Annotated in this window: 21 protein-coding genes and 4 tRNA genes; 21 read left to right on the top strand and 4 right to left on the bottom strand. The window is 53.8% G+C overall.

Translation table 11 applies throughout. The features are described from left to right. Window positions 1–198 precede the first annotated feature (198 nt). The 11 genes from CUC53_RS11665 to CUC53_RS11615 all read left to right on the top strand — a co-directional run bounded on the left by CUC53_RS11665 (window position 199) and on the right by CUC53_RS11615 (window position 8,814). The gene (locus CUC53_RS11665; protein WP_100294320.1) at window positions 199–888 is read left to right on the top strand and encodes an outer membrane protein; all 690 of its coding nucleotides are present in this window, start codon (window positions 199–201) and stop codon (window positions 886–888) included. A 96-nt stretch (window positions 889–984) separates the two neighbouring features. Then, window positions 985–1,440, top strand: coding sequence for a hydroxyisourate hydrolase (gene uraH / locus CUC53_RS11660; RefSeq protein WP_201796757.1), 456 nt, complete (start codon window positions 985–987; stop codon window positions 1,438–1,440). A gap of 2 nt (window positions 1,441–1,442) precedes the next feature. After that, on the top strand, window positions 1,443–2,189 hold the full coding sequence (locus CUC53_RS11655; RefSeq protein WP_100294319.1) for an ankyrin repeat domain-containing protein: 747 nt from the start codon (window positions 1,443–1,445) through the stop codon (window positions 2,187–2,189). A 312-nt stretch (window positions 2,190–2,501) separates the two neighbouring features. Then, a complete protein-coding gene (gene puuE, locus CUC53_RS11650; RefSeq protein ID WP_100294318.1) occupies window positions 2,502–3,446 on the top strand; it encodes an allantoinase PuuE in 945 nt (314 codons plus the stop codon). 377 nt (window positions 3,447–3,823) lie between these two features. Then, a complete protein-coding gene (alaS, locus tag CUC53_RS11645) occupies window positions 3,824–6,448 on the top strand; it encodes an alanine--tRNA ligase (RefSeq protein ID WP_100294317.1) in 2,625 nt (874 codons plus the stop codon). A gap of 19 nt (window positions 6,449–6,467) precedes the next feature. After that, a complete protein-coding gene (locus CUC53_RS11640; RefSeq protein WP_100294316.1) occupies window positions 6,468–7,709 on the top strand; it encodes an aspartate kinase in 1,242 nt (413 codons plus the stop codon). A gap of 100 nt (window positions 7,710–7,809) precedes the next feature. After that, a complete protein-coding gene (csrA, locus tag CUC53_RS11635) occupies window positions 7,810–7,998 on the top strand; it encodes a carbon storage regulator CsrA (RefSeq protein WP_100294315.1) in 189 nt (62 codons plus the stop codon). Window positions 7,999–8,374: 376 nt separating this feature from the next. Beyond that, a tRNA-Ser gene (locus tag CUC53_RS11630) sits at window positions 8,375–8,467 on the top strand. 3 nt (window positions 8,468–8,470) lie between these two features. Next, a tRNA-Arg gene (locus CUC53_RS11625) sits at window positions 8,471–8,547 on the top strand. A gap of 88 nt (window positions 8,548–8,635) precedes the next feature. Further along, window positions 8,636–8,712, top strand: a tRNA-Arg gene (locus CUC53_RS11620). A gap of 25 nt (window positions 8,713–8,737) precedes the next feature. After that, window positions 8,738–8,814: transfer RNA gene (locus tag CUC53_RS11615), tRNA-Arg, on the top strand. 92 nt (window positions 8,815–8,906) lie between these two features. Here CUC53_RS11615 and pbpG read toward each other — a convergent pair. Both pbpG and CUC53_RS11605 read right to left on the bottom strand, forming a co-directional pair. Continuing rightward, entirely contained in the window at window positions 8,907–9,734 is an 828-nt protein-coding gene (pbpG, locus tag CUC53_RS11610) for a D-alanyl-D-alanine endopeptidase (RefSeq protein WP_100294322.1), read from the bottom strand. Between the two features lie 89 nt (window positions 9,735–9,823). Beyond that, window positions 9,824–12,334, bottom strand: coding sequence for a class I adenylate cyclase (locus CUC53_RS11605; protein WP_100294321.1), 2,511 nt, complete (start codon window positions 12,332–12,334; stop codon window positions 9,824–9,826). Between the two features lie 325 nt (window positions 12,335–12,659). Here CUC53_RS11605 and hemC point away from each other — a divergent pair, with 325 nt between their 5' ends. From hemC to CUC53_RS18885, 5 genes are all read left to right on the top strand, one after another. Next, entirely contained in the window at window positions 12,660–13,589 is a 930-nt protein-coding gene (gene hemC, locus CUC53_RS11600; protein ID WP_100294314.1) for a hydroxymethylbilane synthase, read from the top strand. Further along, complete coding sequence (locus tag CUC53_RS11595) at window positions 13,586–14,320, top strand: uroporphyrinogen-III synthase (RefSeq protein WP_100294313.1); 735 nt, start codon at window positions 13,586–13,588, stop codon at window positions 14,318–14,320. The genes hemC and CUC53_RS11595 overlap by 4 nt, the downstream gene beginning before the upstream one ends. Continuing rightward, window positions 14,317–15,369, top strand: a complete 1,053-nt coding sequence (locus tag CUC53_RS11590; RefSeq protein ID WP_100294312.1) for a uroporphyrinogen-III C-methyltransferase — start codon at window positions 14,317–14,319, stop codon at window positions 15,367–15,369. Before CUC53_RS11595 ends, CUC53_RS11590 begins: the two co-directional genes overlap by 4 nt. A 9-nt stretch (window positions 15,370–15,378) precedes the next feature. Beyond that, complete coding sequence (locus tag CUC53_RS11585; protein ID WP_100294311.1) at window positions 15,379–16,548, top strand: heme biosynthesis HemY N-terminal domain-containing protein; 1,170 nt, start codon at window positions 15,379–15,381, stop codon at window positions 16,546–16,548. Window positions 16,549–16,609: 61 nt separating this feature from the next. Then, window positions 16,610–16,777: a hypothetical protein gene (locus CUC53_RS18885; protein WP_157798260.1), complete on the top strand. Its 168-nt coding sequence runs from the start codon at window positions 16,610–16,612 to the stop codon at window positions 16,775–16,777. Between the two features lie 3 nt (window positions 16,778–16,780). On the opposite strand, the gene ppc is transcribed toward CUC53_RS18885, so the two are convergent. Next, complete coding sequence (ppc, locus tag CUC53_RS11580) at window positions 16,781–19,414, bottom strand: phosphoenolpyruvate carboxylase (RefSeq protein WP_100294310.1); 2,634 nt, start codon at window positions 19,412–19,414, stop codon at window positions 16,781–16,783. 225 nt (window positions 19,415–19,639) lie between these two features. After that, window positions 19,640–20,791, bottom strand: a complete 1,152-nt coding sequence (argE, locus tag CUC53_RS11575; RefSeq protein WP_100294309.1) for an acetylornithine deacetylase — start codon at window positions 20,789–20,791, stop codon at window positions 19,640–19,642. 295 nt (window positions 20,792–21,086) lie between these two features. Here argE and argC point away from each other — a divergent pair, with 295 nt between their 5' ends. The 5 genes from argC to argH form a co-directional block, all read left to right on the top strand. Further along, a complete protein-coding gene (argC, locus tag CUC53_RS11570) occupies window positions 21,087–22,103 on the top strand; it encodes an N-acetyl-gamma-glutamyl-phosphate reductase (protein WP_100294308.1) in 1,017 nt (338 codons plus the stop codon). Window positions 22,104–22,120: 17 nt separating this feature from the next. Beyond that, the gene (gene argB, locus CUC53_RS11565; protein WP_100294307.1) at window positions 22,121–22,912 is read left to right on the top strand and encodes an acetylglutamate kinase; all 792 of its coding nucleotides are present in this window, start codon (window positions 22,121–22,123) and stop codon (window positions 22,910–22,912) included. A gap of 24 nt (window positions 22,913–22,936) precedes the next feature. Beyond that, window positions 22,937–23,851 carry an ornithine carbamoyltransferase gene (locus CUC53_RS11560; RefSeq protein WP_100294306.1) on the top strand — a complete coding sequence of 305 codons (915 nt, stop codon included), beginning with the start codon at window positions 22,937–22,939 and terminating at the stop codon, window positions 23,849–23,851. 72 nt (window positions 23,852–23,923) lie between these two features. Continuing rightward, a complete protein-coding gene (locus tag CUC53_RS11555; protein ID WP_100294305.1) occupies window positions 23,924–25,159 on the top strand; it encodes an argininosuccinate synthase in 1,236 nt (411 codons plus the stop codon). Between the two features lie 181 nt (window positions 25,160–25,340). Then, a partial coding sequence (gene argH / locus CUC53_RS11550) for an argininosuccinate lyase (protein ID WP_100294304.1) occupies window positions 25,341–26,385 on the top strand: 1,045 nt, incomplete at its 3' end.

Raw genomic sequence — 26,385 nt, 5'->3', positions numbered from 1 at the left:
TAAAAACAATATTGTTTTTAATGTGGGAATAACCTCACTCACTAGCTGTGCTATCGTTCATCTTTAATTCATATCGATAATGTAGTTTATTATTCCCTAGTAAAACTGAATGACTTTTTCATTTATATTGAATGAAAAAAAATGAGGATACAGTGTATTGTATCTTCCTAGATAAAGAAAATATACAGAGGGTTTCTTATGAAGATTAAATTATTATCACTGGTTGTATTAGCTGCCGCATTCAACCAAACCGCCAATGCCGAAGGTTATTATGTTTCTGGTAAATTTGCGACTGGTAATCAATATGCTAGTAGCATGGATACCAGCCTTCGCATCGGTATTAATCCAAGTGAAGCAAGATATGTTGAAGTAGATAGTAAAGATGGCACCAATCGTGGTGCATTTGCTGTCGGTTATAAGTTTGATAACCTGTGGCAAGTTGAGGTGGAATATAATACTAAAGTTGATACAGACTTTGTTACCAGTGTTGCAGGTGGGCAATTTAACGGCTCTAGCAATAATTATCAAATTACCTCTGAAAGAGTAATGGTGAATGCTTACCGTGCTATTCCGGTATACAGCGTATTCTCCGTATATGGTCAGGCTGGTTTAGGTCTTGCCAAAGTTGATGTGGGCGGATGGCAAGGTAACGAGACTAGACGCTATGACTCTAACTCGCAGACTAATCTTGCCTATTCCTTAGGGGCTGGGGCAAGAGCCGATATTACCACCGCTCTATTTGCCGATATCGGCTATCGCTACACTGGCTTGGGCAAGGTTGAAAGCGGCTTTAATGATTTCGCCAACCGTCGTGGCCAAAGAGATGAGCAAATGAAGGCTGACCTGACCGAGCAAGAAGTGTATTTCGGGCTGACTTACGTATTCTAATAATAAAGCGCAGGTATACAGCTTTTGGATTTATTCGATATCTGTATACCTGTTTTATTTTTCACACGCACTGACAGACAAAATAGGAACGAATATATGAAAAAAATGACCGTTCTCACCACTGCCACCTTGTTATTAGCAGCGGGTGTTGCCAATGCTGCAGACAAGACTGATGCCTCTCTGCTCGCGACCGACCCTTATCAACTTAGCTCCCATGTGCTGGATACCTCCATGGGTAAGGGAGCATCCTCTGTAGAAGTTAAGCTATTCAAAGCCGCTGATGACAAGTCGGAAACCTGGACTCTCGTCGATACACAAAAAACTGACAGCAATGGTCGCATTAAGACGTTCCTGCCAAGAGAGAAAGGGAATGCCGCTGACAAGCTCGGCAAATATAAGCTGACCTTTGCCACAGGCGCATATTATCAGGCACAGAAGAAAGAAACTTTTTATCCTAACGTTTCTGTCGAGTTTTCCATCTCTGATAACACTCACTACCATGTGCCGATTACACTGACCCAGTACGGGTATTCAACCTACAGAGGAAATTAATAATGAAATTGCACAAAATGAAATGGGCTGTCGTAGCAGGGTTATTCGCTATGCCTTTCATGACTAATGCAGCAGACAATACCGGCTTTGAACCTATCAAACCGGACGCATTGGCAGATTACCGTCTTTCTTATGATGAGATGTTCTCTATCGCAAATAGCCATGTTCTGCCCCATCGTATTTTTTACTACCCTTCTGTTGGTGAAAATGCTGAGTGGTTTGATGCGGTTAAGAAAGGTAATTTGGATAAAGTCAAAGCAATGGTCGAAGCTGGCCAATCGCTAGAAGTGAAAGACACCAAGAGCGGCCGCGGCCAAACAGCTCTCGGTTGGGCTGCCTTTATTGGCTACGAAGATATTGTCAAATACCTGATTGATAAAGGTGCTGACCTTTATGCCACCGATGATGCCGATGTTAAAAATGCGCTGAAATCAGCCGCATTAGGTAACAGTGCAGCGACCGCGAAAGTCATATACGCTGCACTCAAAGAAAAACAAGACGGCAAAGTGGATGTTAACTACAACACCTTTGATTCTGATGGCGAAAGCTTGCTGATGATTGCCGCCAGTAATAATCGCGTGGACATGGTGAATTATCTGCTCTCGATTGGTGCGAAAATAGATATCGTCAGCGAAAAGTTGCAGCAAAATGCGCTGACCTATGCATGCTCTCGTGGTCACCAACAAGTTGCTGACATCCTAATCAAAAATGGTGCGGTAAACTTTAAAACTGGCAAGCCTGCTTGCTAAGTTTGTCAATTGCCAAGGCCTCTTGTATCAAGAGGCCTTTTTATTTAATTATCGGAGGTGCTGTATAAGCGAATAATATCCAACACCGCCATCACGGTGCTATTACCGCCATTCATGCCAAGGTTTGCCCACATGATGCTGTCATCAAACATGTGAGCCCCTGTTTTCCTTGACCATGGCCAAGCAGTCAATCGTGAATAGCAAGAGGACACCAACATACATCCTCTTTAATGTCATGGTTAGTAGTATGGTTCTGGTTATCAACTTAATTAGTATGTTCAGCATTTTATATATCTATTGAAGGAGCTCTATATGAATGTCGATCAACCATCTTCAGGCCACTGCTATCCAAGAGATTTAATCGGTTACGGAAAAAAGCCCCCACACGCGAACTGGCCCAATCGCGCAAAAATTGCTGTGCAATTTGTCCTAAATTATGAAGAAGGTGGCGAGAATTGTGTTTTGCACGGCGACTCTTCCTCTGAACAATTTTTGTCTGAAATTGTTGGCGCGAGCGCGTTTGAGTCACGGCATCTTTCGATGGAATCGATTTACGAATACGGCTCACGCGCGGGTGTTTGGCGTATATTGCGAGAGTTTGAAAAACGCCAATTGCCACTCACTATTTTTGGTGTTGGCATGGCCCTGGAAAGACATCCCGAATTAACCCGAGCGTTTGTCGAGTTAGGCCATGAAATTGCCTGCCATGGCTATCGTTGGATTCATTATCAAAATACGCCCCTTGAAATAGAACGCGAACACATGGAGCGTTGTATTGACATTATTACCAAAATGACCGGCAAGGCCCCAGAGGGATGGTATACCGGCAGAGATAGCCCAAATACCCTGCAACTGGTCGCCGAAAAAGGTTGTTTTACCTACGATTCGGATTATTACGGAGATGATTTACCTTTTTGGACCGAGGTTGAATTAAGTGATGGCTCAGTAAAACCACAATTAATGGTGCCTTACACGTTAGACACCAATGATATGCGCTTTGCGACCCCACAAGGGTTTAATACCGGGGATCACTTCTTTACCTTTCTAAAAGATGCGTTTGATGTGCTGTATGAAGAAGGTGATGAATGCCCCAAAATGCTCTCTATCGGGATGCATTGCCGCTTATTAGGTCGACCATCACGCTTTAAGGGTCTACAGAAATTTTTAGATTACATCCAAAGTCATGAGCGAGTGTGGGTAGCCAAACGTATCGACATTGCGAATCATTGGATAAAAACACATCCTTTTAAAAAGTAAAAAATAGTCACGTTGTTACCCATGTACAGGACCTGTAGAAAATACGTCATTTAACATGCTTTCAAGGTCCTGTTTTGTATCGACTCGCTGATACCTCTCGGCACACCGTTTCCGTAAGGCCAACCTGATCCTCGGCAAACAATGCCTAGGGATGCGCCTCCATTCCCTTACTGCTACATAGTGCTATCACAGCTACCAGCCTTTGGGCCAAGTGACATTCATGTCGGCGGCCATCCACACATCACTCGTCATGTCCGCCACTGCCGCTTTTATGGGCGTTTTTGTGCCTACAACCCGTCGGGTCGTTTTACTTTACCAAGCAGAAAACTTACATTAATGCGGTCAAAAGTCCGTATTCGAATCAAGCAGGATTTTCCATGTATATGTCTACGTCAGAGATACGCGCGGCGTTTCTCGAGTATTTTCGCTCCCAAGAGCACCAAGTTATTTCCTCCAGTTCGCTGGTTCCGCACAATGATCCGACCCTGTTGTTTACCAATGCGGGCATGAACCAGTTTAAGGATGTGTTCCTCGGCGCCGAGAAGCGTACCTACAACCGCGCCACCACGTCCCAGCGTTGTGTCCGTGCCGGTGGTAAACACAATGACCTGGAAAACGTCGGCTATACCGCCCGTCACCACACCTTCTTCGAAATGCTGGGCAATTTCAGCTTCGGCGATTACTTCAAGCAGGATGCCATCCGCTTCGCTTGGGAGTTTCTGACGGGAACCCTGAAGTTGCCCAAAGAGCGCCTGTTAGTGACCGTCTACGCGACTGATGACGAGGCGTTTGCTATCTGGGAAAAAGAGATCGGGGTGCCAGCCGATCGCATCGTCCGGATCGGTGACAACAAGGGAGCACCGTACGCCTCTGATAACTTTTGGGCGATGGGCGATACCGGCCCGTGCGGCCCCTGTACCGAGATCTTCTATGACCACGGCGATCACATCTGGGGCGGCCCTCCCGGTTCCCCAGAAGAGGATGGCGACCGTTTCATCGAGATCTGGAACGTGGTGTTCATGCAGTTCAACCGTCAGGCCGACGGCACCATGGCGCCGCTGCCACGCCCGTCCGTGGATACCGGCATGGGTCTGGAGCGCATCTCCGCCATCATGCAGGGCGTGCATTCCAACTACGAAATCGACATCTTCCAGGCGCTGATCAAGAAAGCGGCCGAGATCGTCGGCACCACTGATCTTGGCAACCAGTCCCTGCGTGTCATCGCTGACCACATCCGCTCCTGCGCCTTCTTAGTGGCAGATGGCGTGATGCCGTCCAACGAAGGTCGCGGCTATGTGCTGCGTCGCATCATCCGTCGCGCCGTGCGTCACGGTCGCAAGCTGGGTGCCACCGAGGTGTTCTTCTACAAACTGGCTGCCGAACTGGCGGTGCAGATGAAGGATGTGGGTGCCGAGTTGATCGCCCAGCTGCCGCTGGTCGAGCGAGTGCTGCGCATCGAGGAAGAGCAGTTTGTCCGCACCCTGGATCGCGGTCTGCTGCTGCTGGAAGATGTGTTGGCCAACCTAGGCGACGCCAACGTCGTGCCGGGCGAGGTGGTGTTCAAGCTGTATGACACTTACGGCTTCCCGGCCGATCTGACTGCTGACGTGGTGCGCGAGCGCGACATCAGCATCGATGAAGAGGGCTTCACCGTTGAGATGCAGAAGCAGCGTGCTCGCGCCAAAGAGGCCTCCAGCTTCGGCGTCAACTACAACGAGATGCTCAAGCTCGACTTCGAAACCCCGTTCACCGGTTACAAGAACCTGAGTGAGCGCACCCGTGTACTCGGCATCTACAAGGGCACCGAAGAGGTGAGTGGCCTGATCGCCGGTGACGAAGCGGTCATCGTGCTGGAGCAGACCCCCTTCTATGCCGAGTCCGGTGGTCAGGTTGGCGATAGCGGTACCCTGAAAGTGGACGACGGCATCTTTGCCGTGACCGACACCCAGAAAGCGGGCAAAGCGATCATTCATAAAGGTTACATGGAGCTGGGGACTCTGGAGAAGGGCGCCGAAGTGGAAGCGGTAGTCGATGGCGATCGTCGTCAGGCCGTTGCCCTGAACCACTCGGTGACTCACCTGCTGCATGCCGCCCTGCGCCAAGCGCTGGGTGATCACGTGACCCAGAAAGGTTCTCTGGTGGGGGCCGAGCGCATGCGTTTCGACTTCTCCCACTTCGAAGGGTTGACCATGGCGACCATTCGCCGCATCGAAGAGCTGGTCAACGCCCAGATCCGTGCCAACCACGACATCGCGACCCAGGTGATGGATCTGGAAGCCGCCAAGGCTGCCGGTGCCATGGCGCTGTTTGGTGAAAAATATGAAGACGACGTGCGCGTAGTGCGCATGGGCGACTACTCCACCGAGCTGTGCGGCGGTACTCACGCCAAGCGCACCGGTGACATCGGCTTCTTCAAGATCATTGCCGAGAGCGGTATCGCCGCCGGTGTGCGTCGTATCGAAGCGGTGACCGGCAAGGGCGCCATCGACTTCATGCACCAGCTGGCCGAACAGTTTGAAGAGGCTGCTGCGCTGGTGAAAGGCGATCAGTTCTCCATCGGCAGCAAAGTGCGCCAGATCCTAGACAAGTCCAAGATGATGGAGCGCGAGCTGGAGCAGCTCAAGGCCAAGCTGGCCGCTCAGGCCGGTAATGACCTGCTGAGCCAAGTGATCGAGATCAATGGCCAGAAAGTACTGGTCGCTGCGCTAGATGGTGCAGACCCCAAGTCGCTGCGCGGTATGCTCGATGAGTTAAAGAACCAAATGAAATCAGGCGTAGTACTGCTGGCAACCTGTGCCGATGACAAGGTCAACCTAATCGCCGGTGTCACCAGCGATTTGACCGGTAAGGTCAAGGCCGGTGAGTTGGTCAATCTGGTTGCTCAGCAGGTTGGCGGCAAGGGCGGCGGTCGTCCAGACATGGCTCAGGCGGGCGGTACCCAGCCGGAAGCGGTGCCTGCGGCGCTGCTCTCTGTTCACCGTTGGCTGGAAGAACGCTTGTAAACAAACGACGAGGTGATCTGTGGCACTTTACGTACAGAAGTACGGCGGCACCTCGGTCGGCACATTAGAGCGGATCGAGGCTGTTGCTGAGCGGGTTCAACAAACCCGAGCCCAAGGACATGATGTGGTGGTGGTCGTTTCCGCCATGTCGGGTGAAACAAATCGGTTGCTGAGCATGGCTCAGCAACTTGATCCCGATGCCAATCGGCGTGAGATGGACGCGCTGATCTCCACTGGCGAACAGGTCACTATCGCCTTGTTGGCAATCGCACTGAATAAACGGGGTTGTGCAGCGGTATCAATGACAGGGGATCAGGTGCGGATCCATACCGATTCTGCGTATGGTAAGGCACGGATCACCCACATCGACACCGAACGGGTTCAGACTGAACTTAGCGCGGGTAAGGTAGTGGTCATTGCCGGTTTTCAGGGCCGTGACCAGCACAATGCCATCACCACCTTGGGGCGCGGTGGCTCAGACACGACTGCGGTTGCCGTTGCCGCTGCCATCAAGGCCGATGAATGCCAGATTTTTACCGATGTGGATGGGGTATACACCACAGATCCGCGTATCGAACCCAAGGCTCGCCGCCTTGCCACCATCACCTTCGAAGAGATGTTGGAGATGGCCAGTTTAGGCGCCAAGGTGCTGCAAATCCGCTCAGTGGAGTTCGCTGGTAAATACCGCGTTCCGCTGCGGGTCTTGTCGAGCTTTGTCGATGGCGAGGGAACCTTAATCACATATGGAGGTGACAGGATGGAAGCACCCTTGGTATCAGGGATCGCCTTTAATCGAAACGAAGCCAGCCTAACCATTTTGGGTGTGCCGGATCGGCCAACTGTCGCCGCACAGATCCTTAACTCAATCAGCGATGCCAACATTGATGTCGACATGATTGTGCAAAACACCCTCGGTGATGGCACTGCCGACTTCACGTTCACCGTAAACAGAGATGACTATCGGCAGGCGCGCACCCTTTTGGAAGCCACCGCCTCAGCACTGGGCGCCGCCTGTGTTCAGGGTAATAGTGAAATTGCCAAAGTATCGATTGTCGGAGTTGGCATGTGGAATCACCCCGGCGTTGCCCGTACCATGTTTAAAGTGCTGGGCGAGGAAGGGATTAATATGCAGCTCATTTCGACTTCGGAAATCAAGATATCGGTCGTTATAGATGAGAAGTATCTGGAACTCGCCGTGCGATCGTTACATACCGCGTTTGGGTTAGATCAGAGCCCGGAAGAAGAAACGCTAGGCGAATAACGCCCAATTGATTTAATTTCAGCCATTTACCATCTCACTATCTTTGTAAGATAATGTCTTATATCGATATGGACACAACACAGGATACAGGAGTAAACACATGCTTATCTTGACTCGTCGAGTAGGGGAAACCTTGATGATTGGTGATGAAGTCACTGTCACCGTATTGGGTGTGAAGGGTAATCAGGTCCGGATCGGGGTAAATGCACCGAAAGAGGTCTCTGTACACCGTGAAGAGATCTATCAGCGTATCCAAGCAGAGAAAGCACCTAATCCCTCTAATTTCTAAACTGGATAAGCTCTGGCTCAAGGCGACACCGAATGTGCCGCCTCATTTTTTATACCGCTCATGTCCCATGCCGTTACCTGTAAGTACCAATCTGCTCTACCTGCTAACCCATAATCTGTGGTGACAGCCCTAGGTTAAGAAGACCTATTTGAGCGCAAATTGACAACGAGGTAACTGAAAACACGATCAGCTAACTCGGCTATTTCAGGGGGCATGGCAACGGTGCTGATCTGTATTGTAAATACGAGAAATCGATAGGTAAGTGCTGATATTGCCTGAATATTCCTCGCTTTGGCTAAATAAAGTACTAACCCGCTTTTATCCCAAAAAAATGTTTGACTAAAAATGCCGGTGAAGTATTATCTGCCCCGCAAACGGAGAGGTGGCCGAGAGGCTGAAGGCGCTCCCCTGCTAAGGGAGTATGCGGCTTATACCCGCATCGGGGGTTCGAATCCCCCCTTCTCCGCCATTAGCGCCCGTAGCTCAGCTGGATAGAGTACCTGGCTACGAACCAGGTGGTCAGAGGTTCGAATCCTCTCGGGCGCACCATATTAACCTCGCAAGAGGTAATCAGATTTAATAAATCTGTTCTTAAAGAGGCTTACATATAGGTAAGCTTTTTTATCGTCAAAAAAGAGCGCCCGTAGCTCAGCTGGATAGAGTACCTGGCTACGAACCAGGTGGTCAGAGGTTCGAATCCTCTCGGGCGCACCATTATTTCAAGTACAAAAGTTTACGAGCGCCCGTAGCTCAGCTGGATAGAGTACCTGGCTACGAACCAGGTGGTCAGAGGTTCGAATCCTCTCGGGCGCACCATATAAGCAGCGTAGACATATGTCTACGCTGCTTTTTTTATGGCTAGCTAGATGGCGCTAAACGTACTTTCGTTGCTCTATGCAGCAGGGTTGCTAGCCAGCCTTTAACCACTTCCGAATACGATTAGCGTCTCCGATAGGGGTGCGCTTTCCTACCGAATTGAGCAGTATAATCGCCAACTCTCGATTATCAGGCTTAGCTCTCATTATCAAACAGCGGCCCGCCTCATCGGTAAAACCTGTCTTGGAAAGACCAACCCCCCAATCAGGATTTTTGACCAGCGGGTTAGTATTGTTAAACATCAAGCTGTAGCTTGGTGTTTGGAAGGTTACTGGCTGATCTGAATCTTGCGTGAATTGACGAATCAGCGGCTGACGATAGGCCACCGCGAGTAACTTGGCGAGATCGCGAGCGGTAGAGACATTCTGGGCCGAGAGGCCAGTGGAATCATAAAAACGGGTATGTCGCATCCCAAGCTGCTGGGCTTTACGATTCATCGCTTTAACGAAGGCTGTGCGCCCCCCTGGATAGTGCCGTGCTAATGCTGACGCCATCCGATTCTCAGATGACATAAGCGCTAAATGCAGCGCATCTCTGCGCGTCACTTGGGTGCCAATCCGTATACGTGAATGGGTATATTTGACGGCGTCTCTGTCATGTTCATCGATGGTCAACATCTGATTAAGGCTCTGTTTAGCATCTAATACCACGAGCGCTGTCATCAATTTGGTCAGGGAAGCAATGGGGCGAGTGGTGCTGGCACTTTTCTGATAAAGCGTCTTGCCGGTCGCAAGGTCAACGACCAACGCGCTGCTGGAGCGCAGCGCTAGTTGGTTACTGGGGGCCGCATTGACGGTTGGTAATCCACATAGACCGAACAAAGTTAATATCAGCGCAGTAGCGCGCACTAGGCATCCCATAATACCGACCTTAATTGCCATAAAATGTGGTTGACCCACCGATTGTTATCCTGCATAGACCAGTCGTTATCTGACTGAAAGAAATCACATTATTGCTCGGTATCAGAAAGCTCGCGGGGTACACCTTGGCTACGATAAGGGATGACAGCGAGCCCCCCCTCGTCTTGTACTATTTCGTAATACTGGGGCAGATTGAAATTAACTGGCGGATTATCATTACTAAACCCCTCGTAGTTCGAGGTGTAGAAACGATTAACTCCGGCCACTAATTCATCTTTGTTACCGGCAAAGTGTTGATAGATTTCGGCCCGATTCGCCTCGTCAAGGATATAAATATTGGTGCCGGCATCCCGTGTATCAAAGAAAAACTGAACCAAGCCTTCGCTGGCATAAGTATCAACAATGCTCGGTAAGTGCTGGCTATGTGTTTTATCAAGCCGTAATGGCAGATGATCCAACTTGTTGTGGGAGATATGACGATAAAAGTCGATCGCATTCTCTAGCTTCTTAACCGACACCCCACGTCGTTCAAAAAAGATCCCATATTTCTCTTTACCCAGCGCCAGAGTCTTAACCAACTGCTGCTTATCCCGAGCAAGGCGTAGTTCAATGCACTCAGCCAGCAAATGATGAAAGCGTGTCCGCACTAGGGAGCGAAAATGTTGGCTATAACAAAACACGGTCGTCATGTCGGGAGCCGCAGAGTCTTGATGCATCTTGCCGAGAATGGTGGTGAGGGCATCGACCACCGCCTCATCTCCTTTGAAGTGCAAGGTTCTAATTTCACTCCAAGAGTTGCGATACACCAAGTCCACCGAGCCCACTAAACACTCTTGATGACGACCAAAGGAAAACACATCAACGGTATTGGCATCGAACTCGATGACCTGGTCCGTCCAATGGCTGGTCGGGTCTTGCTCCAGATTCAAGAAAATAGCGAGCTGCCTAATTTCACATGGCCGACTAAGCGCCAAATTGGTTGCAAGTGGATATTTTTCTGGGAAGCAACTGGGCAAATCACGGCAAAATTGGTGCAGATTGTCGATGTGCAGATCTGAGCCTTGGTTGAACAACTGCACCCGTGATTGCGGGGTGAGGAGATCATTAAAATAGGCCCACGCCACTAATTTGCTGATATAGCCATTAAATTCAAGCGGCGCCCTACCAATGATGTCGATTGGCTCAAGTGAATACTTATAAAGATACCAACCCGCTCGATTGAGGCGCCCTTGGGGGACCTGCACCAAGCTGAGCTCTGGCTCGCTCAGGTCGGGAGCGATTTTGAGGTTAATCCGCTGCACTTTACCCGGCAAACTTTCAAATGCGGCATACAGTTTACGTGACAAAATGCCAATATCTTCTGGGTTGATCGACTCACTGATGTTGTTGCGTCGGGCAAACTGGATCAGATTGCGATAGCTCTGCATCAACGCTTCTAAGAGCTCGGCGTGAGCTATTTTTACCTGCTCGACTTTCCACTCATGACGATGATCCAACTGATGCAGGCGGTCTTGGCTCCATCCCCAGTAAGCCACCAGCTGGTCCATTTGCTCACGGCGCCATGCTGGTGACTCCTCTTCTTTGGGGTGACTCAGACCGTCACACACTTTGAGATAGAAACAGCGCCGCACCAGATCAAGCCGCGCCATATCACCAATAGACTTCAGGTAGTTGGTGACCTTATCTAGCATCAGGCTGTAGTTATCTAGGCGATAGTGCATCCCCTCATTGTGTTGAAACCAAGCACGGCTGATAACCGACAGCAACTTGGTGTTGGGGTATTCGTGGGAATAAGCCTCCATCAACAGCAATTTCAGGACCGCCTTGTAAGGTGAATCGATCCCCTTATAGAGCTGCCACAGTGCAGAACCAAAATACTCTTCCGCAGGGATTCTATTAAACCCCCCCAAATCGAGCCAATCATCTTGGTTCAGCTTGCCGTCGTTAAACAAACTAGCGACATAGGCATCGTAGTTGTCGTCCACCTCTTGTGGGACTAAATACCAGATCAGCCGCTTGCCGGCGATGTGCACGGCACTACGATAAAACTCATCTAGCAGCAGTAAATGTTGGGCACTTCCACAACTCTCACCCTGCATTAACGCATTGTTATGCTGCCTAAATTTGTCTTCGGAGATGAGGAAAAAATTGAGATCCACTCCCCGTTGCTCAGCCCATTTCGACAGTTGCTGGCACTTGAGCTCTAATAGATGAAGCCGCTCGGCCGACAAACCCGCCACATGACAAACCCACATATCGAGATCTGAGTGACAGCACTGCCCGATGGAGGAGGTACTCCCCATGGCGTAAAGCCCTTGTACCGCCTTGTCAGAAGTGAGCAAGCCGCCTTGGCAATTGGCATTAAGGCAAAGATCATCGATGAATGCTTGCTGTACCGGGCTTGCGGTGAAGCTCCAAATACCGTGCGGTGTATCACCGCAGACATAGCCGGGTAATAGAGGATGGTTAAAATGCAGCATCACAGGCAGCAGTTGGAATACCTGCTGGCCATAACGACTCATAATACCTAACGCCCGTTGCTGTTTAAGACGGGTGATTTCGTCGTAGCGCGCAACCAGTGTATCGAGTAGTTCCTGCAATGCTTTGCCTATCGAAAAGGTAAAATGACGTCCCAAAATAGGCAACAACGCCACAAAAGTGTGATCATGTTAACAATGCTGCTAGCGGTGGTAAACACAGGGGCGGTGAATCATCCGATTATTTATAAAAAGACCTTACAATGTATCATGAGAAAGAAAATTAAATTTAATATTTTCAATTAATTAATGATGATTATGACAGACTAAAAAGGGTGAAATTTCTATCTGTAAGCTTATCCCTCGCTTTTGCCTGCTATGCCATGAAAGTGCCCTTGAAGAGTGATAAGATTCAGCTTCGTTACAAACATTAAAACAATTTATCAATATGGCAGTCAGAACCCTGAGAATTGCGACACGCAAGAGCCCGTTAGCTCTGTGGCAGGCCAACTTTGTCAAAGACCGGTTGGAAGCCCTCTATCCCGAGCTACAGGTTGAGTTACTACCGATGAGCACTCAAGGTGACAAGATCCTTGATACACCACTGGCAAAAGTGGGGGGAAAAGGGCTTTTCGTCAAAGAGTTAGAGACTGCCATGCTAGAAGGGCGTGCCGATATCGCAGTCCACTCGATGAAGGATGTCCCAGTAGAATTTCCGCAAGGGCTAGGTCTGCACACCATCTGTGAGCGAGAAGACCCCCGCGATGCCTTTGTGTCTAACCGTTTTCAAACCCTCAGCGAGCTCCCCCAAGGGGCCGTGGTGGGGACATCTAGCCTACGGCGCCAATGTCAATTGCGCGCAGCTCGCCCAGATTTAGTGATTCGTGACCTGCGCGGTAACGTGAATACGCGCCTCGCCAAACTCGATGCAGGTGACTATGACGCCATCATTCTGGCCGCCGCAGGCCTAAAGCGGTTGGCCATGGCTCACCGGATTACTGCCCTCATCGAGCCAGAGCAGAGCCTGCCCGCCAATGGCCAGGGGGCGGTCGGCATTGAGTGTCGCCTCGACGATCATGAACTACATGCGCTGCTTGCTCCGCTAGAACACGCCGAAACCCGCGCTCGGGTACTGACCGAACGCGCCATGAATCGAGCCCTGCAAGGGGGATGTCAGGTTCCTATCGGTGCCTATGCTGTTGTGAGCGATGACCAGATTTGGCTCCGAGGATTGGTCGGTAGCCCAGATGGCACTCATATCATCCACGATGACATCCGCGGTCCCGTGACCCAAGGCGAGGCGCTCGGCGAGCAGCTAGCCCAGCGCCTACTGGCGGCAGGGGCCGATGTCATATTGGCTGAGGTTTACCGGTCATGACCCCACTCGTGGTGCGCCCCACGGCTCAGGCCACCTTGTTAACCACGCTACTGCGTGAACAGGGGCACTCACCACTTTGCTGCCCATTGCTAGAGATTGCGGCAGGAACCGAGCTAGCCCACTTACCCTCCTTGCTGGCCAACGCCGATATCGTGATCGCCGTTAGCATCCATGCCGTTCATTTCACTCACCATTTTTTGCGCCAGCAAGGGTGGGAATGGCCCCAGATTGACTATCTCGCAGTCGGTGAAGCAACCCGCGCCGCCTTTACCGAGGTGGGCATTGACGCAATTTGCCCAGATGACCCTCGCAGTGAAGGCGTACTGGCCCTGCCTAACCTGCAGCAGGTAGACGGCAAGCATATCGTCATCTTACGCGGCAATGGTGGGCGAGATCTCATGGCGAGCACGCTCACCGCACGCGGGGCACAGGTGCACTATTGCGCGGCCTATGAGCGCAGCTACCCCCCATTTGATGGCGCAGCATTAGTACGTCACTGGCAAGCGGCTGGGCTAGATAGTTTATTGATTACCAGTGGTGAATTGTTACAACGGCTGCTAGCGCTGACCCCCCTTGACCAGCGAGATTGGTTGTGTGAGCGCCTATTGGTGGTCCCCAGCCCTCGGGTGGCAGCGCAAGCTCAAACTGCCGGATTTACTCAAATTACGATTGCGCAAGGTGCATCCAACCAGGCCCTGACGGCCGCTCTGACACAGAGGACAATGGAATGACAGAACAACCAGAAACCGTGGTGACCCCCACGCCAACGGCCACCACCAGCGGTAGTCGTCCACATCGCAGTGGCGCGGTACTTGGTGCCGTCGCTATTTTACTTGCGCTCGGCTTGACCGGTGGCCTCTATCTACATGGCCACAAGAATGCGGTGACCCAGCAAGCTGAGCTTGCTCAGCTCAAGTTACAACTCAACAGCATCATGACGCAGGTTGAGCAAAAGGAGAGCCGTAACAGCAACCAGCTGACCACCCTGACTGATACCCAGCAGCGCCTAAACGGAGAGATGCAAGAGCTACAAAGCCAAGTGTTGGATCTCAATCACAAGCGCCCCAATGACTGGATGTTGGCAGAGTCTGAGTATTTGGTCCGGATGGCGGGCCGTAAGTTGTGGCTAGAGCATGATTTACTCTCCGCTATCACCCTGCTGGGTAATGCTGACGAACGGATCAAGACCCTGAATGACCCAAGTTTGATGCCGATCCGCCAAGCGCTGGCTGAGGATATCACTCAGCTTAAGGGTCTACCGCGAGTCGACCGCGAGGGGTTGACACTCAAGTTAGCCGCGCTGGAAGATCAGATAGACCAGCTACCCCTTTCAGCCGTGAACATGCCTGATGCCAAGATCGCACCCGAGCAAACAGTGAGCAGCGATCCAACCGACTGGCAGACCAATCTGAAGACAAACTGGGTTAAGTTTACCGAGAACTTCATCACCATTCGCCGCCGTGATAGCGCAGTGGAAGCGCTGCTATCCCCTCAGCAAGAAATTTTCCTGCGAGAGAACCTCAAAACCAAGTTACTGCAAGCCCAAGTTGCCATCTATCGCGAGCAGCAGGGATTGTATGAAGACAGCATCGCCAAGGCGCAGCGTTGGTTGAATCAATATTTTGTGGTCGATAACAGTGCCACCCACTACATGCAAGGTGAGCTCGACAAGCTCAAGGGCGAGCAGATCCAGTTTGACTACCCCGATCAATTCAAAACCCAAGCCATGCTCGAACAGGTGGTCAGCGAACGCCTACAACGCATTTTGACTGGCAACTAAGGGGGCACCATGATCCGCATTATCATTTTGGTTGTCGTTATGGTGGCGGGGCTGATTTTTGGCCCTCATGCTGCGGGTAACAAGGGTTATGTCTTGGTTGTGTTGGGTGATTACACCCTTGAGTCATCGGTGACCAGTGCGGTGATCTTGGCCGCCCTGTTTTACGGCGCCTTACTGATCACCGAGTGGCTGCTGGGGCGACTATTTGGGCTACGCCGCAAAACAGCGGGTTGGTATGGCTCCCGTCGTCGCCGTAAAGCCAATCAGCAAACGGTCGCAGCGACACTCGCCATGGCTGAAGGTCACTACAGCCAAGCCGAGAAGCTGATGATCAAAGGGGCCAGTAACAGTGACATGCCACTGCTCAATTACCTGAGCGCGGCTAAAGCGGCACAGGCTCGTGGCGATGATGCTCGGCGCGACCACTATCTGCAAAAGGCCCAAGAAGAGCACCCCAAAGCGGAGTTAGCGCTGGCTCTGACCCAAACCCAGTTACAGATTGAACAGGGTCAATATGATGCGGCACTGGCCACCTTGGAGCAGCTTGTTGCCCTCCATCCTCGCCACCCGCTGCTGCTGGATCAATTGCGTCAGGTCTACCTTGCTCGGCAGGAGTGGGTTGCGTTGTGCAACCTCATCCCCACCTTGCATAAGGCCGGTAAATTGACGCCTAAACAAGAAGAGGAGCTCCAGCAACAGGCATGGTCTGGGCGCCTCACCCAAGCAGCAACCACGCAAGCGTCGCTACAGGCTCTCTGGCAAGAGCTACCGCGCAAGTTGCGCCAAGAGCCGGCGATGCTGGCGTGCTACGGCGATTTACTGTGCCAGTTGGGGGCAGACCAAGAGGCGGCAACCCTGTGGCAAGAGGTGCTGCGCAAGCAACCTGCGCCGCAATTACTGGTGCGTTTACCCACGCTCAAGCTTGATAACTACCAACCGCTCATCACCCTGCTCCAGAAGCAACGCGGCCAACCTGCGGTTGACAGTGCCTTAGCACAACTCTATCTGCTGGCCGGTCAGCTTGATGATGCCCAAGCGTTGCTCGAGCAAGAAATTGCGCAGGCGCCCACTGCTGCGGCTTATCATGCCCTTGGCCAAGTCATGGATAAACGTCGGTTGACCAATAAAGCGAACGAATATTATCGCCACGCCTTATCACTGGCTCGGCCAGGATACTGACCGGCGACCTAGCTACCGCTGATCCTCATGAGCTGACGAACCCAAGGCTTTACCCCGTCAGATGATAAGGGTCGTCAACCTAGCCAACGCCCAGCAGAGCGATCTGACTGGGCGTTTTCATCACGGCATCAGCACCATGCAAGAACGCGACGATCGGTCAGAGGTGGTAGGAATATCAACGACCAAGGGCGCCCTGCGGCGCCCTTGGTACGGTTGGAGCTGGCCCTAACGATTAACCGGTGTTACGCATGCCTGCGGCGATACCAGCGATGGTGACCATCAAGGCTTGATCGATCTCTTGATGCACCGACTCTGGGCTGCGGCGAGAGCGGTTGAGCAGCTCCACTTGCAGTACGTTGAGTGGATCGGTGTAGGGGTTACGCAGCTTAATGGACTCTTTGATCCAAGGTTGATCGTCGAGCAAATCCCCTTGCGGGCGTAGTTTTAGCACCACCTCTATCGAGTCGGCGAGCTCTTGACGCAGCTGTTTGCCGAGTGCCCACAAGCTATCTGGCACCAAGCGGGTGTCGTAGTACTCAGCGAGCCAGACATCGGCCTTGAGGAACACCATCTCGAGCATTTCAAGGCGGGTACGAAAGAACGGCCACTGGCGGCTCATCTCATCGAGGACGTCCAGTTTGCCATCCGCAATAGCCTGCTCTAGCCCTTTGTGCGCCCCGAGCCACGCCGGCAGCATCAGGCGGTTTTGGGTCCACGCGAAAATCCAAGGGATAGCGCGCAGGCTTTCTACCCCACCGTTAGGCTTGCGCTTGGCCGGACGTGAGCCAAGCGGCAACTTGCCCAGCTCCATTTCTGGGGTGGCCGCGCGGAAGTAAGGGACGAAATCGGGGTGACCCCGCACGATGCTGCGATAGTGATCGCAAGAGACGGTCGCGAGTTGCTCCATCACCTCGCGCCAGCTCGCTTTGGGCTTGGGCGGTGGTAGCAAGTTACCTTCCAGCACCGCGCTGGTGTAAAGGTTGAGGCTTTGGATCGCGACTTTGGGCAGCCCAAACTTAAAGCGGATCATCTCCCCTTGCTCGGTCACCCGCAGGCCACCGCGCAGGGATCCCGGCGGTTGTGACAGGATCGCCTGCTGTGCCGGTGCACCGCCACGGCCCACTGTGCCACCGCGACCATGGAACAGCGTCAAGCGCACTTTGTTGGCATCCGCCAGCGCCACCAAGGATTCCATCGCTGCATACTGAGCCCAACCTGCGGCCATCATGCCGGCATCTTTGGCCGAATCCGAATAGCCAATCATCACGTATTGGCGCCCTTGGATATAACCCCGATACCAATCGACCGAGAGCAGGCGTTCCATCACCGCAGTGCCTGCCATCAAGTCTTCTTGGGTTTCAAACAGCGGGGCCACCGGCATCCGGAACTTGCACCCTGCCTCTTTTAACAGCAACTGCACCGCCAATACATCAGAGGGCGCGCCAGCCATGGAGATGATGTAGATGCCAAACGCATCAGGATCGTGACCCGCGATGACTTTGCAGGTATCGAGGGTTTCGCGGGTCTCTGCGCTCGGTTGCCAGTCACTGGGGATCAGCGGGCGACGAGAGCTCAGTTCACTGAGCAGAAACGCTTGTTTGTCATCCTCGCTCCACTCGGCGTAATCACCCATGCCGAGGTAACGGGTCAGCTCGGAGAAAACCAAGCCATGGCGTTCGCCATCTTGGCGGATATCCAGCTTCACCAGATGAATACCGAAACAGGCGACTTTACGCAGCACGTCCAGCAACATGCCATCGGCGATGTTGCCCATGCCGCAAGCGTGCAGGGAGTGGTAACAGAGCTCCAGCGGCTCACGCAACTGCGCAGTGGTGGTGACCAGATCGCGGCTCTCGCTGGTTTGCCCCTGCACCTTGGCGGTGAGGTATTCTTGGGTTTCGCGCAGCGCCTCGCGCAGCTCACGCACCACGGCGCGATAAGGCTCAGGTTGATCGCCGACGCGCGCCCGCACTTCAGCGGTACAATCCGCCATCGAGAGCTCAGAGGTGAGCTCTTTGATGTCTTTGTAGAACAGGCTGACCGCCATCCAGCGACCCAGCTCCAGCACTTCGGCAGTCACCTTAGCGGTGACGAAGGGGTTGCCGTCGCGGTCTCCCCCCATCCAAGAGGTGAACTTAACGGGTGCCGCATCCAGCGGCAGTCGCACTCCCAAATGGTGCTGCAACCGCTCATCCAAGTGGCGCATAAATTCAGGCATGGCAGGCCACAGGCTGTTTTCCACCACCGCAAAGCCCCATTTGGCCTCATCGACTGGGGTGGGCCGCTGTTCACGGATCTCGTTGGTGTGCCACGCCTGATTGATCAGCTGCTCGATGCGGTTGAGGATTTTGTCCCGCTCGCGGGGCAGCAGATCGGATAGTTCCAGCGCTTCAAGGCAGTCATTAAGCTGGACATGCTTGTGGATCAGGGTGCGGCGGGTCACCTCGGTCGGGTGCGCGGTCAGCACCAGATCGATGTCCAATTCACGCACCGCTTGAATAATGGCCTCTTGCGACAAATTGGAGGCTTTGAGCTTGGCGAACATCTGCTCCAGCGGATCTGGGGTGCAGACCTGCTCTTCACAGCGCCGCGAGATGGTGTGGAACTGCTCTGCCACGTTGGCCAAATTGAGAAACTGGCTAAAGGCGCGGGCCACCGGCAACAGCTCATCATCGGAAAGGGTGCGCAAGGTATCGAGCAGACGTTCCCGGTCTGCCTCATTGCCTTTGCGGGAAGATTTGGCCAACTGGCGAATGGTTTCGATCTTATCGAGGAAGGCCTGGCCTTGATGATCCTTGATGGATTTGCCCAGCAGCTGACCCAACATGCCTACGTTGGCGCGTAGTGCGGCGTACTTTTCGTTCATTCCACATCCTTATTTTATCGGTGTCTGACACTCATCCTGAGTGAGTGACATCCTTACTTATTGTTGTGCGATTACAACATTTACTCCGTTATCTTAGGGGGACAATCTAGCCAGATTGTCTGCGTAAGGTCAAATAACAAGCCGATTCAGAACATGTATTTGCCTTGCACCTCGCCAAGGACGATGTTGTGTAATTTACTTACAACTCCCCCATACCTCGCTGCCCTAGTTCACCCCGCAGAAACGGCGGATCAGGTGCTGGAGCACCGCCGTGGTCGGTTTCACAAACGAGAGGTCGAGGTATTCATCCGGCTGGTGTGCTTGGGCGATATGGCCCGGCCCCATGACGATGGTTTCACAGCCCAGCTGCTGGATAAACGGCGCCTCGGTGCAGTAGTTGACTGACTCAGCCGTGCGGCCGCTGGCTTTTTGTGCTTCGCGTACCAACTCGGAATCATCGTTACAGGCGTAAGCAGGGATCGGCTCGTGCAGATGCTGCAGATGCAGGCAACCGGGTTGGTGGATCTCGATGGGGGAGAGCGCCTCTTTGAGCATCCCCATCAGCTCATCCGGCCCCACTTGTGGCGTCGGGCGCAGGTCGATGTGCAGTTCGCAGCAACCACAAATGCGGTTCGGGCTATCCCCTCCTTGGATGTAACCAAGGTTCAGGGTCGGCTGCGGCACCGCAAAACGGTGGTCGGCGTACCGATCTTTCAAATCTTGCTGTAAACGCAACACCTGCCCCATCGCCTTGTGCATGATCTCCATGGCGTTAACGCCATTAGCTGGGTCTGAGCTGTGCCCGCTCTTGCCGGTGATCCGGATCGCCTCAGACATGTGGCCTTTATGGGCAACGACGGGCACCAGCCCGGTCGGTTCACCAATCACCGCATAGTCAGGTTTCAGCTCAGCGGCGGCCGCAATGGCCCGGGCCCCTGCCATGGTGGTCTCTTCGTCAGCGGTGGCAAGAATGCGCAGTGGCTTGCTGAGTTTGGTCAGATCAATATCCTTGAGCGCCTCAACGATGAAAGCAAAAAAGCCCTTCATGTCGATGGTGCCCAGACCGTATAGGCGGTTGCCCTCTTCGGTCACCTTGAATGGGTCTTTGCGCCAGCCACCTTCATCAAACGGCACCGTGTCGGTATGGCCTGCCAACAGCAAGCCCCCTTCTCCTTGGCCAATGGTAGCCACCAGATTGAACTTGCCGGGCAGATCAGGCAGTGCCGTCACCTCGCACTGAAACCCGAGCTGACCGAACCAGTCAGCCAGCAGACGGATCACCGCCTCGTTGCTCTGATCCCAGCGCGGATCTGTGCTGCTGATAGAGGGAATCGCAATAATATTCTTATAAAGTGAAAAAAAATCCAGATTAGCCATCAGCTGCTCCTTGCGTCCCCAGAACGTTTCTGTTAGAAAATACAAATGCAATGTGAGTGAATTTATATGCTTTATTTTTGCCAAGGCAAGCCACTCACTAACAACGGCCTCTAGTTGTAAGGGAAAGTGAATGTTCTGTCACCTAATCTGTCACCGACGACCCACACCCGCCTGAATTACCCGCCGCATACGTTGTGCCGTTGCACTGATTAGTTGCCAAAGGGGTAAGGTTCCCCTTTTGTCCGTTTTGCAGCTCCATGCTGCACATGTAGCACTCTGACTTGGATACTTCATCATGCTTAACACCGTTATCGTCGGTGCCAGTGGTTACGCCGGAGCCGAATTGGCTGCCCTGGTTCACCATCATCCCCACCTTACCCTCGCGGGGCTCTATGTCTCGGCAGGCAGTCAAGATGCCCACAAACGCTTCTCGGCGCTCCATCCTCAGTGGCACGGCAAGCTGGATCACCCCTTGCTGCCACTGGATGAAGAGGGTATGGATCGGATTCTGACCGAGGCGGATGTGGTGCTGCTGGCCACCGCTCATGAGGTGAGCGCCGAGCTAGCCCCGCGTTTTTTGGCCAATACCTTAGCCAAGGGGCTGACGGTGTTTGACCTCTCTGGGGCATTTCGGGTTAACGATCAGCAGTTTTATGCCTCTTTCTACGGCTTTACCCACCAGAACGAGCAGTGGTTACAGCAGGCGGTGTATGGCTTGGCAGAGTGGAACAGCGAAGCCATTAAACAGGCCCAGCTGATTGCGGTGCCCGGCTGCTACCCGACCGCCTCACTGTGCGCCCTCAAGCCGCTGCAGCAGGATGGTCTGATTGCCAAAGGCTGGCAGCCGATCATCAATGCGGTCTCAGGGGTCTCTGGCGCAGGGCGCAAAGCGGCCCTCAATTCCAGCTTTTGCGAGGTGAGCCTCAGCCCTTACGGCACCTTCAAGCACCGCCATCAGCCAGAGATCAGCCATCATCTGGGCCAAGAAGTACTGTTCCAGCCTCACCTTGGCAACTATGTGCGCGGCATTCTAGCTACCATCTATGTCCAGCTGGCGGACGGCGTGACCCCCGCGCAGGTGGAGCAGGCTTTCCATAAGGCTTACGAAGGCAAGCCACTGGTACGGCTGACTGGCCAGATGCCGTCGATTCGCGCCGTGGCGGGCACCCCTTATTGCGATATCGCTTGGCAGCAGCAGGGCAACATGCTGGTGGTCGTCTCGGCCATCGACAACCTGCTTAAAGGGGCAGCCTCACAGGCGTTGCAGTGCATAAATATCAAATTTGGCTTCGAACCGGCCACAGGCCTGTAGTAAGGGAAGATGGAAAAATGGACAAACCGACATTAGTCATCAAATTAGGTGGCGCCCTGATTGAGAACGACGAGGCACTGACCGCCCTGTTCGCCACCTTGAAGACCTTTTTAGACGAGCAGCCGCGGCCACTGGTGTTAGTGCACGGCGGTGGCTGTCTGGTGGATGACCTGCTCAAGGGGCTGGGGCTCACCTCCAGCAAGAAGAATGGCTTGCGGGTGACCCCGTTCGAGCAAATTCCCTATATCGCGGGGGCGTTGGCTGGTACCGCCAACAAACAGATGATGGCCAAAGCCATCGCCACCGGTATCGCGTCGGTTGGGCTCTGTCTGGCTGATGGTGGCCTGTGTCAGGTGACCCAGCTTGATCCCGAGTTAGGGGCGGTCGGTGATTGCCAGCCGGGTAATCCTGCCTTGCTGAACGGCATCCTGAGTCAGGGCTTCTTGCCCGTGGTCAGCTCCATCGGCATCACCGCTGGCGGCCAGCTGATGAACGTCAACGCGGATCAAGCCGCTACCGCGATTGCCGAAGCCCTCGGCGCTGACTTGGTGATGCTGTCTGATGTCAGCGGCATTCTCGATGGCAAGGGCAAGCTGGTGCCACAGCTCGACCAGCTGACCGCGCTGGATCTGATGGAAAAAGGGGTGATCAAAGATGGCATGGCCGTCAAGGTACAAGCCGCGCTGCATGCCGCCCAGACCCTCGGCAAACCCGTCTGTGTGGCCAGCTGGCGTTATCCCGATCAACTGCTCGCGCTACTGGCAGGGGGCGTGGTCGGCACCTTGGTGACGGCCACCGCTACCGTCTGATCCGCTATTTCTAAGGACATCGCAATGAAACATCTTTTAAAAGACAGTGACTTAAACAAAGCCCAGATCGAGGCGCTGCTTGCCTTAGGCAGATCGGTCAAGGGGCATCCGAAAAAGTACAGCCAAGCCTTGGCGGGTAAGAGTGTGGTCACCCTGTTTGAAAAACCCTCCCTGCGCACTCGGGTTACCTTCGATATCGGCATCGCTAAACTGGGTGGTCACAGCGTCTATCTGGATCAACAGAACGGAGCTCTTGGCTCGCGGGAGTCGGTCAAGGATTTTGCCGCTAATTTGTCGCGTTGGTGTGATGCCATCGTGGCCCGAGTATTTGATCATCAAACCCTGACCGAGCTGGCCGAACATGGCTCAGTGCCGGTGGTAAACAGCCTGTGTAACCTCTACCACCCCTGTCAGGGGCTGGCCGACTTTATGACCATCAGCGAGCACTACGACGATCTGGCCAAGGTTAAACTGGCCTATCTCGGCGATGGCAATAACGTCAGCCACTCTCTGCTGCTGCTGGGGGCTACGCTCGGCACCGACGTGACGCTCATCTGCCCGAAAGGCCATGGCCCAGATACCCAGATCTTCTTACAAGCACAGGCGCTGGCAGCGGACTCTGGTGCGACCATCCATATCAGCGATGACCTGGCTGACATTGAAGGTTTCGATGTGGTTTATACCGACACTTGGGTTTCCATGGGTGACAACACCCCGCTGGAACAGGTAAAAGGTATCTTCATGCCTTATCAGGTCAACCAAGCCCTGCTCGATCGCACCGGAATTGCCCACGTGCTGCACTGCCAGCCCGCGCACCGAGAGTTGGAAATCACCTCGCAAGTCATGGATGGCCCTGCATCCCTCATCATGGATCAGGCTGAAAACCGGATGCATATCCAGAACGCAGTGCTGCTGACCCTGCTTGGCCACAAGTCATAGGCTGGGTGAGCAGTCACTCGGCATTCAAGCTCAATCACAACCCATTATCGAATTATCACGGAGAGAAGTTAAATGAGTGGAATCAACAAGATCGTACTGGCTTACTCGGGCGGACTGGATACCTCGGCCATCATTCCTTGGCTCAAAGAGCACTATGACGCTGAGATTATCGCCTTCGTCGCCGATGTCGGGCAGGAGCGCGACGATCTTGAAGGGATCGAGCAAAAAGCTATCGCCTCCGGTGCCACCAAGTGCATCGTCAAGGACTTGCGCGACGAGTTCGTCAAAGAGTATGTCTACCCAACCCTGAAGACAGGCGCCGTCTACGAAGGCACCTATCTGCTGGGCACCTCCATGGCTCGTCCAGTGATCGCCAAAGCCATGGTTGCTGCGGCCCTGGCGGAAGGGGCTGATGCCATTTCTCATGGTTGCACTGGTAAGGGTAACGATCAGGTGCGCTTTGAAGGTGCCGTGGCAGCACTGGCGCCCCAGCTGAAAGTGATCGCCCCATGGCGGTTGTGGGACATGCGCTCCCGGGAAGATCTGCTGGCCTACTTGGAAGCCCGCAACATCCCTTGCAAGGCCACCCTCAAGAAGATCTACAGCCGCGATGCCAACGCTTGGCATATCTCTACCGAAGGTGGCGAGCTGGAGAGCACCTGGAACGAGCCAACCGAAGCGGTGTGGCAGTGGACTGTCTCTGCCGAACAGGCGCCAGACCAGCCAGAATACGTCAAGTTGACCGTTGCCAAGGGCGAAGTGGTCGCCGTTGATGACCAATATTTGACTCCGCATCAGCTCTTGATCGCCCTCAACGAGCGGGCAGGTAAGCACGGCGTAGGCCGCATAGACATCACCGAAAACCGGATGGTGGGCATGAAATCCCGTGGCTGCTACGAGACCCCAGGCGGTACCGTGATGATCGCCGCCCTGCGCGCCGTCGAAGAGCTGGTCTTGGATCGGCCAACCCGCGCTTGGCGCGAGAAGCTGGGGGCAGAGTTCTCTCACCTGGTTTATGACGGCCGTTGGTTCACCCCACTGTGCAAGGCGATCGTCGCTTCTGCTAACGCCATCGCCGAAGACCTCGACGGTGAAGTGGTACTCAAGATGTACAAGGGCCAAGTCACTGCGGTACAGAAGAAATCCCCGAACAGCCTCTACTCTGAGGGATTTGCTACCTTCGGCGCCGATGAAGTGTATGACCAGAGCCATGCTGAAGGCTTTATCCGTCTGTACACCTTGGCCAGCCGGATCCGCGCCATGAAAGATCAAGACTTGGATGTGGACGGCGCCCACACCCACGGCTGATCTGGCAACCACACCGATCCATACCGATGAGGGGGCATAGCCCCCTCATCTATTAACCGCTGATATTAACCGCTGATCGGCTGCCCCCTGTGCCTACGAGCATCAAGGGGGCGCCAGCAGCGGATATGATGTTAAGTTCGGCGGCCAACGCGCCGCCGACAACCCATTCAAGGAGAGCAATATGGCACTTTGGGGTGGACGCTTCAGCCAAGGCGCTGATAGCCGGTTCAAACAGTTCAACGATTCGCTGCGGTTCGATTACCGGTTGGCAGAGCAGGATATTCAAGGCTCGATGGCATGGGCGCGGGCGCTGGTGAAAGTGGGGGTATTGACCGCCGCGGAACAGGGCAAACTGCAACAGGCGATGGAGGTCCTGCTCGCCTCAGTACAGCAAGACCCGCAGCAGATCTTAAGCTCAGACGCCGAAGATATTCACTCTTGGGTCGAGACCCAACTGATCGCCGCCGTTGGTGATCTTGGCAAGAAGCTGCACACCGGCCGTTCGCGCAACGATCAGGTCGCTACCGACCTGAAACTGTGGTGCAAGGCGCAGGGCGAACTGCTGGCCGCCTCCATTACCGCCCTGCAACAGGGGCTGGTCGCCTCGGCGCGCGCCAATCAGGCGGCGGTGCTGCCCGGTTACACCCACCTGCAGCGGGCGCAACCGGTCACCTACGCCCACTGGGCGCTGGCCTATGTGGAGATGCTGGAGCGGGACTACTCTCGGCTGCAAGATGCCCTCAAGCGGCTCGACACCAGCCCGCTTGGCTGCGGTGCATTGGCGGGCACCGCCTACGCCATCGACCGCGAAGCGCTGGCGCTGGACATGGGCTTTAGCGGCGCCACCCGCAACAGCCTCGATTCGGTGTCGGATCGGGATCACGTGGTGGAGCTGATGCACGTAGCGTCCCTCTCCATGGCACACCTGTCGCGCTTTGCCGAAGATCTCATCTTCTACAACACCGGCGAGGCGGGCTTTGTCGAGCTCTCCGATGCGGTCACTTCCGGCTCCTCCCTGATGCCGCAGAAGAAGAACCCGGATGCGCTGGAGCTTATTCGTGGCAAGACCGGTCGGGTGGTCGGCGCCCAGATGGGCATGTTGATGAGCCTCAAAGCGCTGCCGCTGGCCTACAACAAGGACATGCAGGAAGACAAAGAGGGGCTGTTCGATGCCCTCGACACCTGGCACGACTGCCTCGACATGGCAGCGCTGGTGCTGATCGATC

It is taken from the genome of Aeromonas cavernicola, assembly GCF_002795305.1.
Lineage (GTDB): Bacteria > Pseudomonadota > Gammaproteobacteria > Enterobacterales > Aeromonadaceae > Aeromonas > Aeromonas cavernicola.
This window is presented reverse-complemented; position numbering and strand designations above follow the sequence as displayed.

Coding starts and splice junctions, on each gene's coding strand:
- CUC53_RS11665 (WP_100294320.1), top strand. CDS start 199: ATGAAGATTAAATTATTATCACTGGTTGTATTAGCTGCCGCATTCAAC.
- uraH (WP_201796757.1), top strand. CDS start 985: ATGAAAAAAATGACCGTTCTCACCACTGCCACCTTGTTATTAGCAGCG.
- CUC53_RS11655 (WP_100294319.1), top strand. CDS start 1,443: ATGAAATTGCACAAAATGAAATGGGCTGTCGTAGCAGGGTTATTCGCT.
- puuE (WP_100294318.1), top strand. CDS start 2,502: ATGAATGTCGATCAACCATCTTCAGGCCACTGCTATCCAAGAGATTTA.
- alaS (WP_100294317.1), top strand. CDS start 3,824: ATGTATATGTCTACGTCAGAGATACGCGCGGCGTTTCTCGAGTATTTT.
- csrA (WP_100294315.1), top strand. CDS start 7,810: ATGCTTATCTTGACTCGTCGAGTAGGGGAAACCTTGATGATTGGTGAT.
- pbpG (WP_100294322.1), bottom strand. CDS start 9,734: ATGGGATGCCTAGTGCGCGCTACTGCGCTGATATTAACTTTGTTCGGT.
- hemC (WP_100294314.1), top strand. CDS start 12,660: ATGGCAGTCAGAACCCTGAGAATTGCGACACGCAAGAGCCCGTTAGCT.
- CUC53_RS11595 (WP_100294313.1), top strand. CDS start 13,586: ATGACCCCACTCGTGGTGCGCCCCACGGCTCAGGCCACCTTGTTAACC.
- CUC53_RS11590 (WP_100294312.1), top strand. CDS start 14,317: ATGACAGAACAACCAGAAACCGTGGTGACCCCCACGCCAACGGCCACC.
- CUC53_RS11585 (WP_100294311.1), top strand. CDS start 15,379: ATGATCCGCATTATCATTTTGGTTGTCGTTATGGTGGCGGGGCTGATT.
- CUC53_RS18885 (WP_157798260.1), top strand. CDS start 16,610: ATGATAAGGGTCGTCAACCTAGCCAACGCCCAGCAGAGCGATCTGACT.
- ppc (WP_100294310.1), bottom strand. CDS start 19,414: ATGAACGAAAAGTACGCCGCACTACGCGCCAACGTAGGCATGTTGGGT.
- argE (WP_100294309.1), bottom strand. CDS start 20,791: ATGGCTAATCTGGATTTTTTTTCACTTTATAAGAATATTATTGCGATT.
- argC (WP_100294308.1), top strand. CDS start 21,087: ATGCTTAACACCGTTATCGTCGGTGCCAGTGGTTACGCCGGAGCCGAA.
- argB (WP_100294307.1), top strand. CDS start 22,121: ATGGACAAACCGACATTAGTCATCAAATTAGGTGGCGCCCTGATTGAG.
- CUC53_RS11560 (WP_100294306.1), top strand. CDS start 22,937: ATGAAACATCTTTTAAAAGACAGTGACTTAAACAAAGCCCAGATCGAG.
- CUC53_RS11555 (WP_100294305.1), top strand. CDS start 23,924: ATGAGTGGAATCAACAAGATCGTACTGGCTTACTCGGGCGGACTGGAT.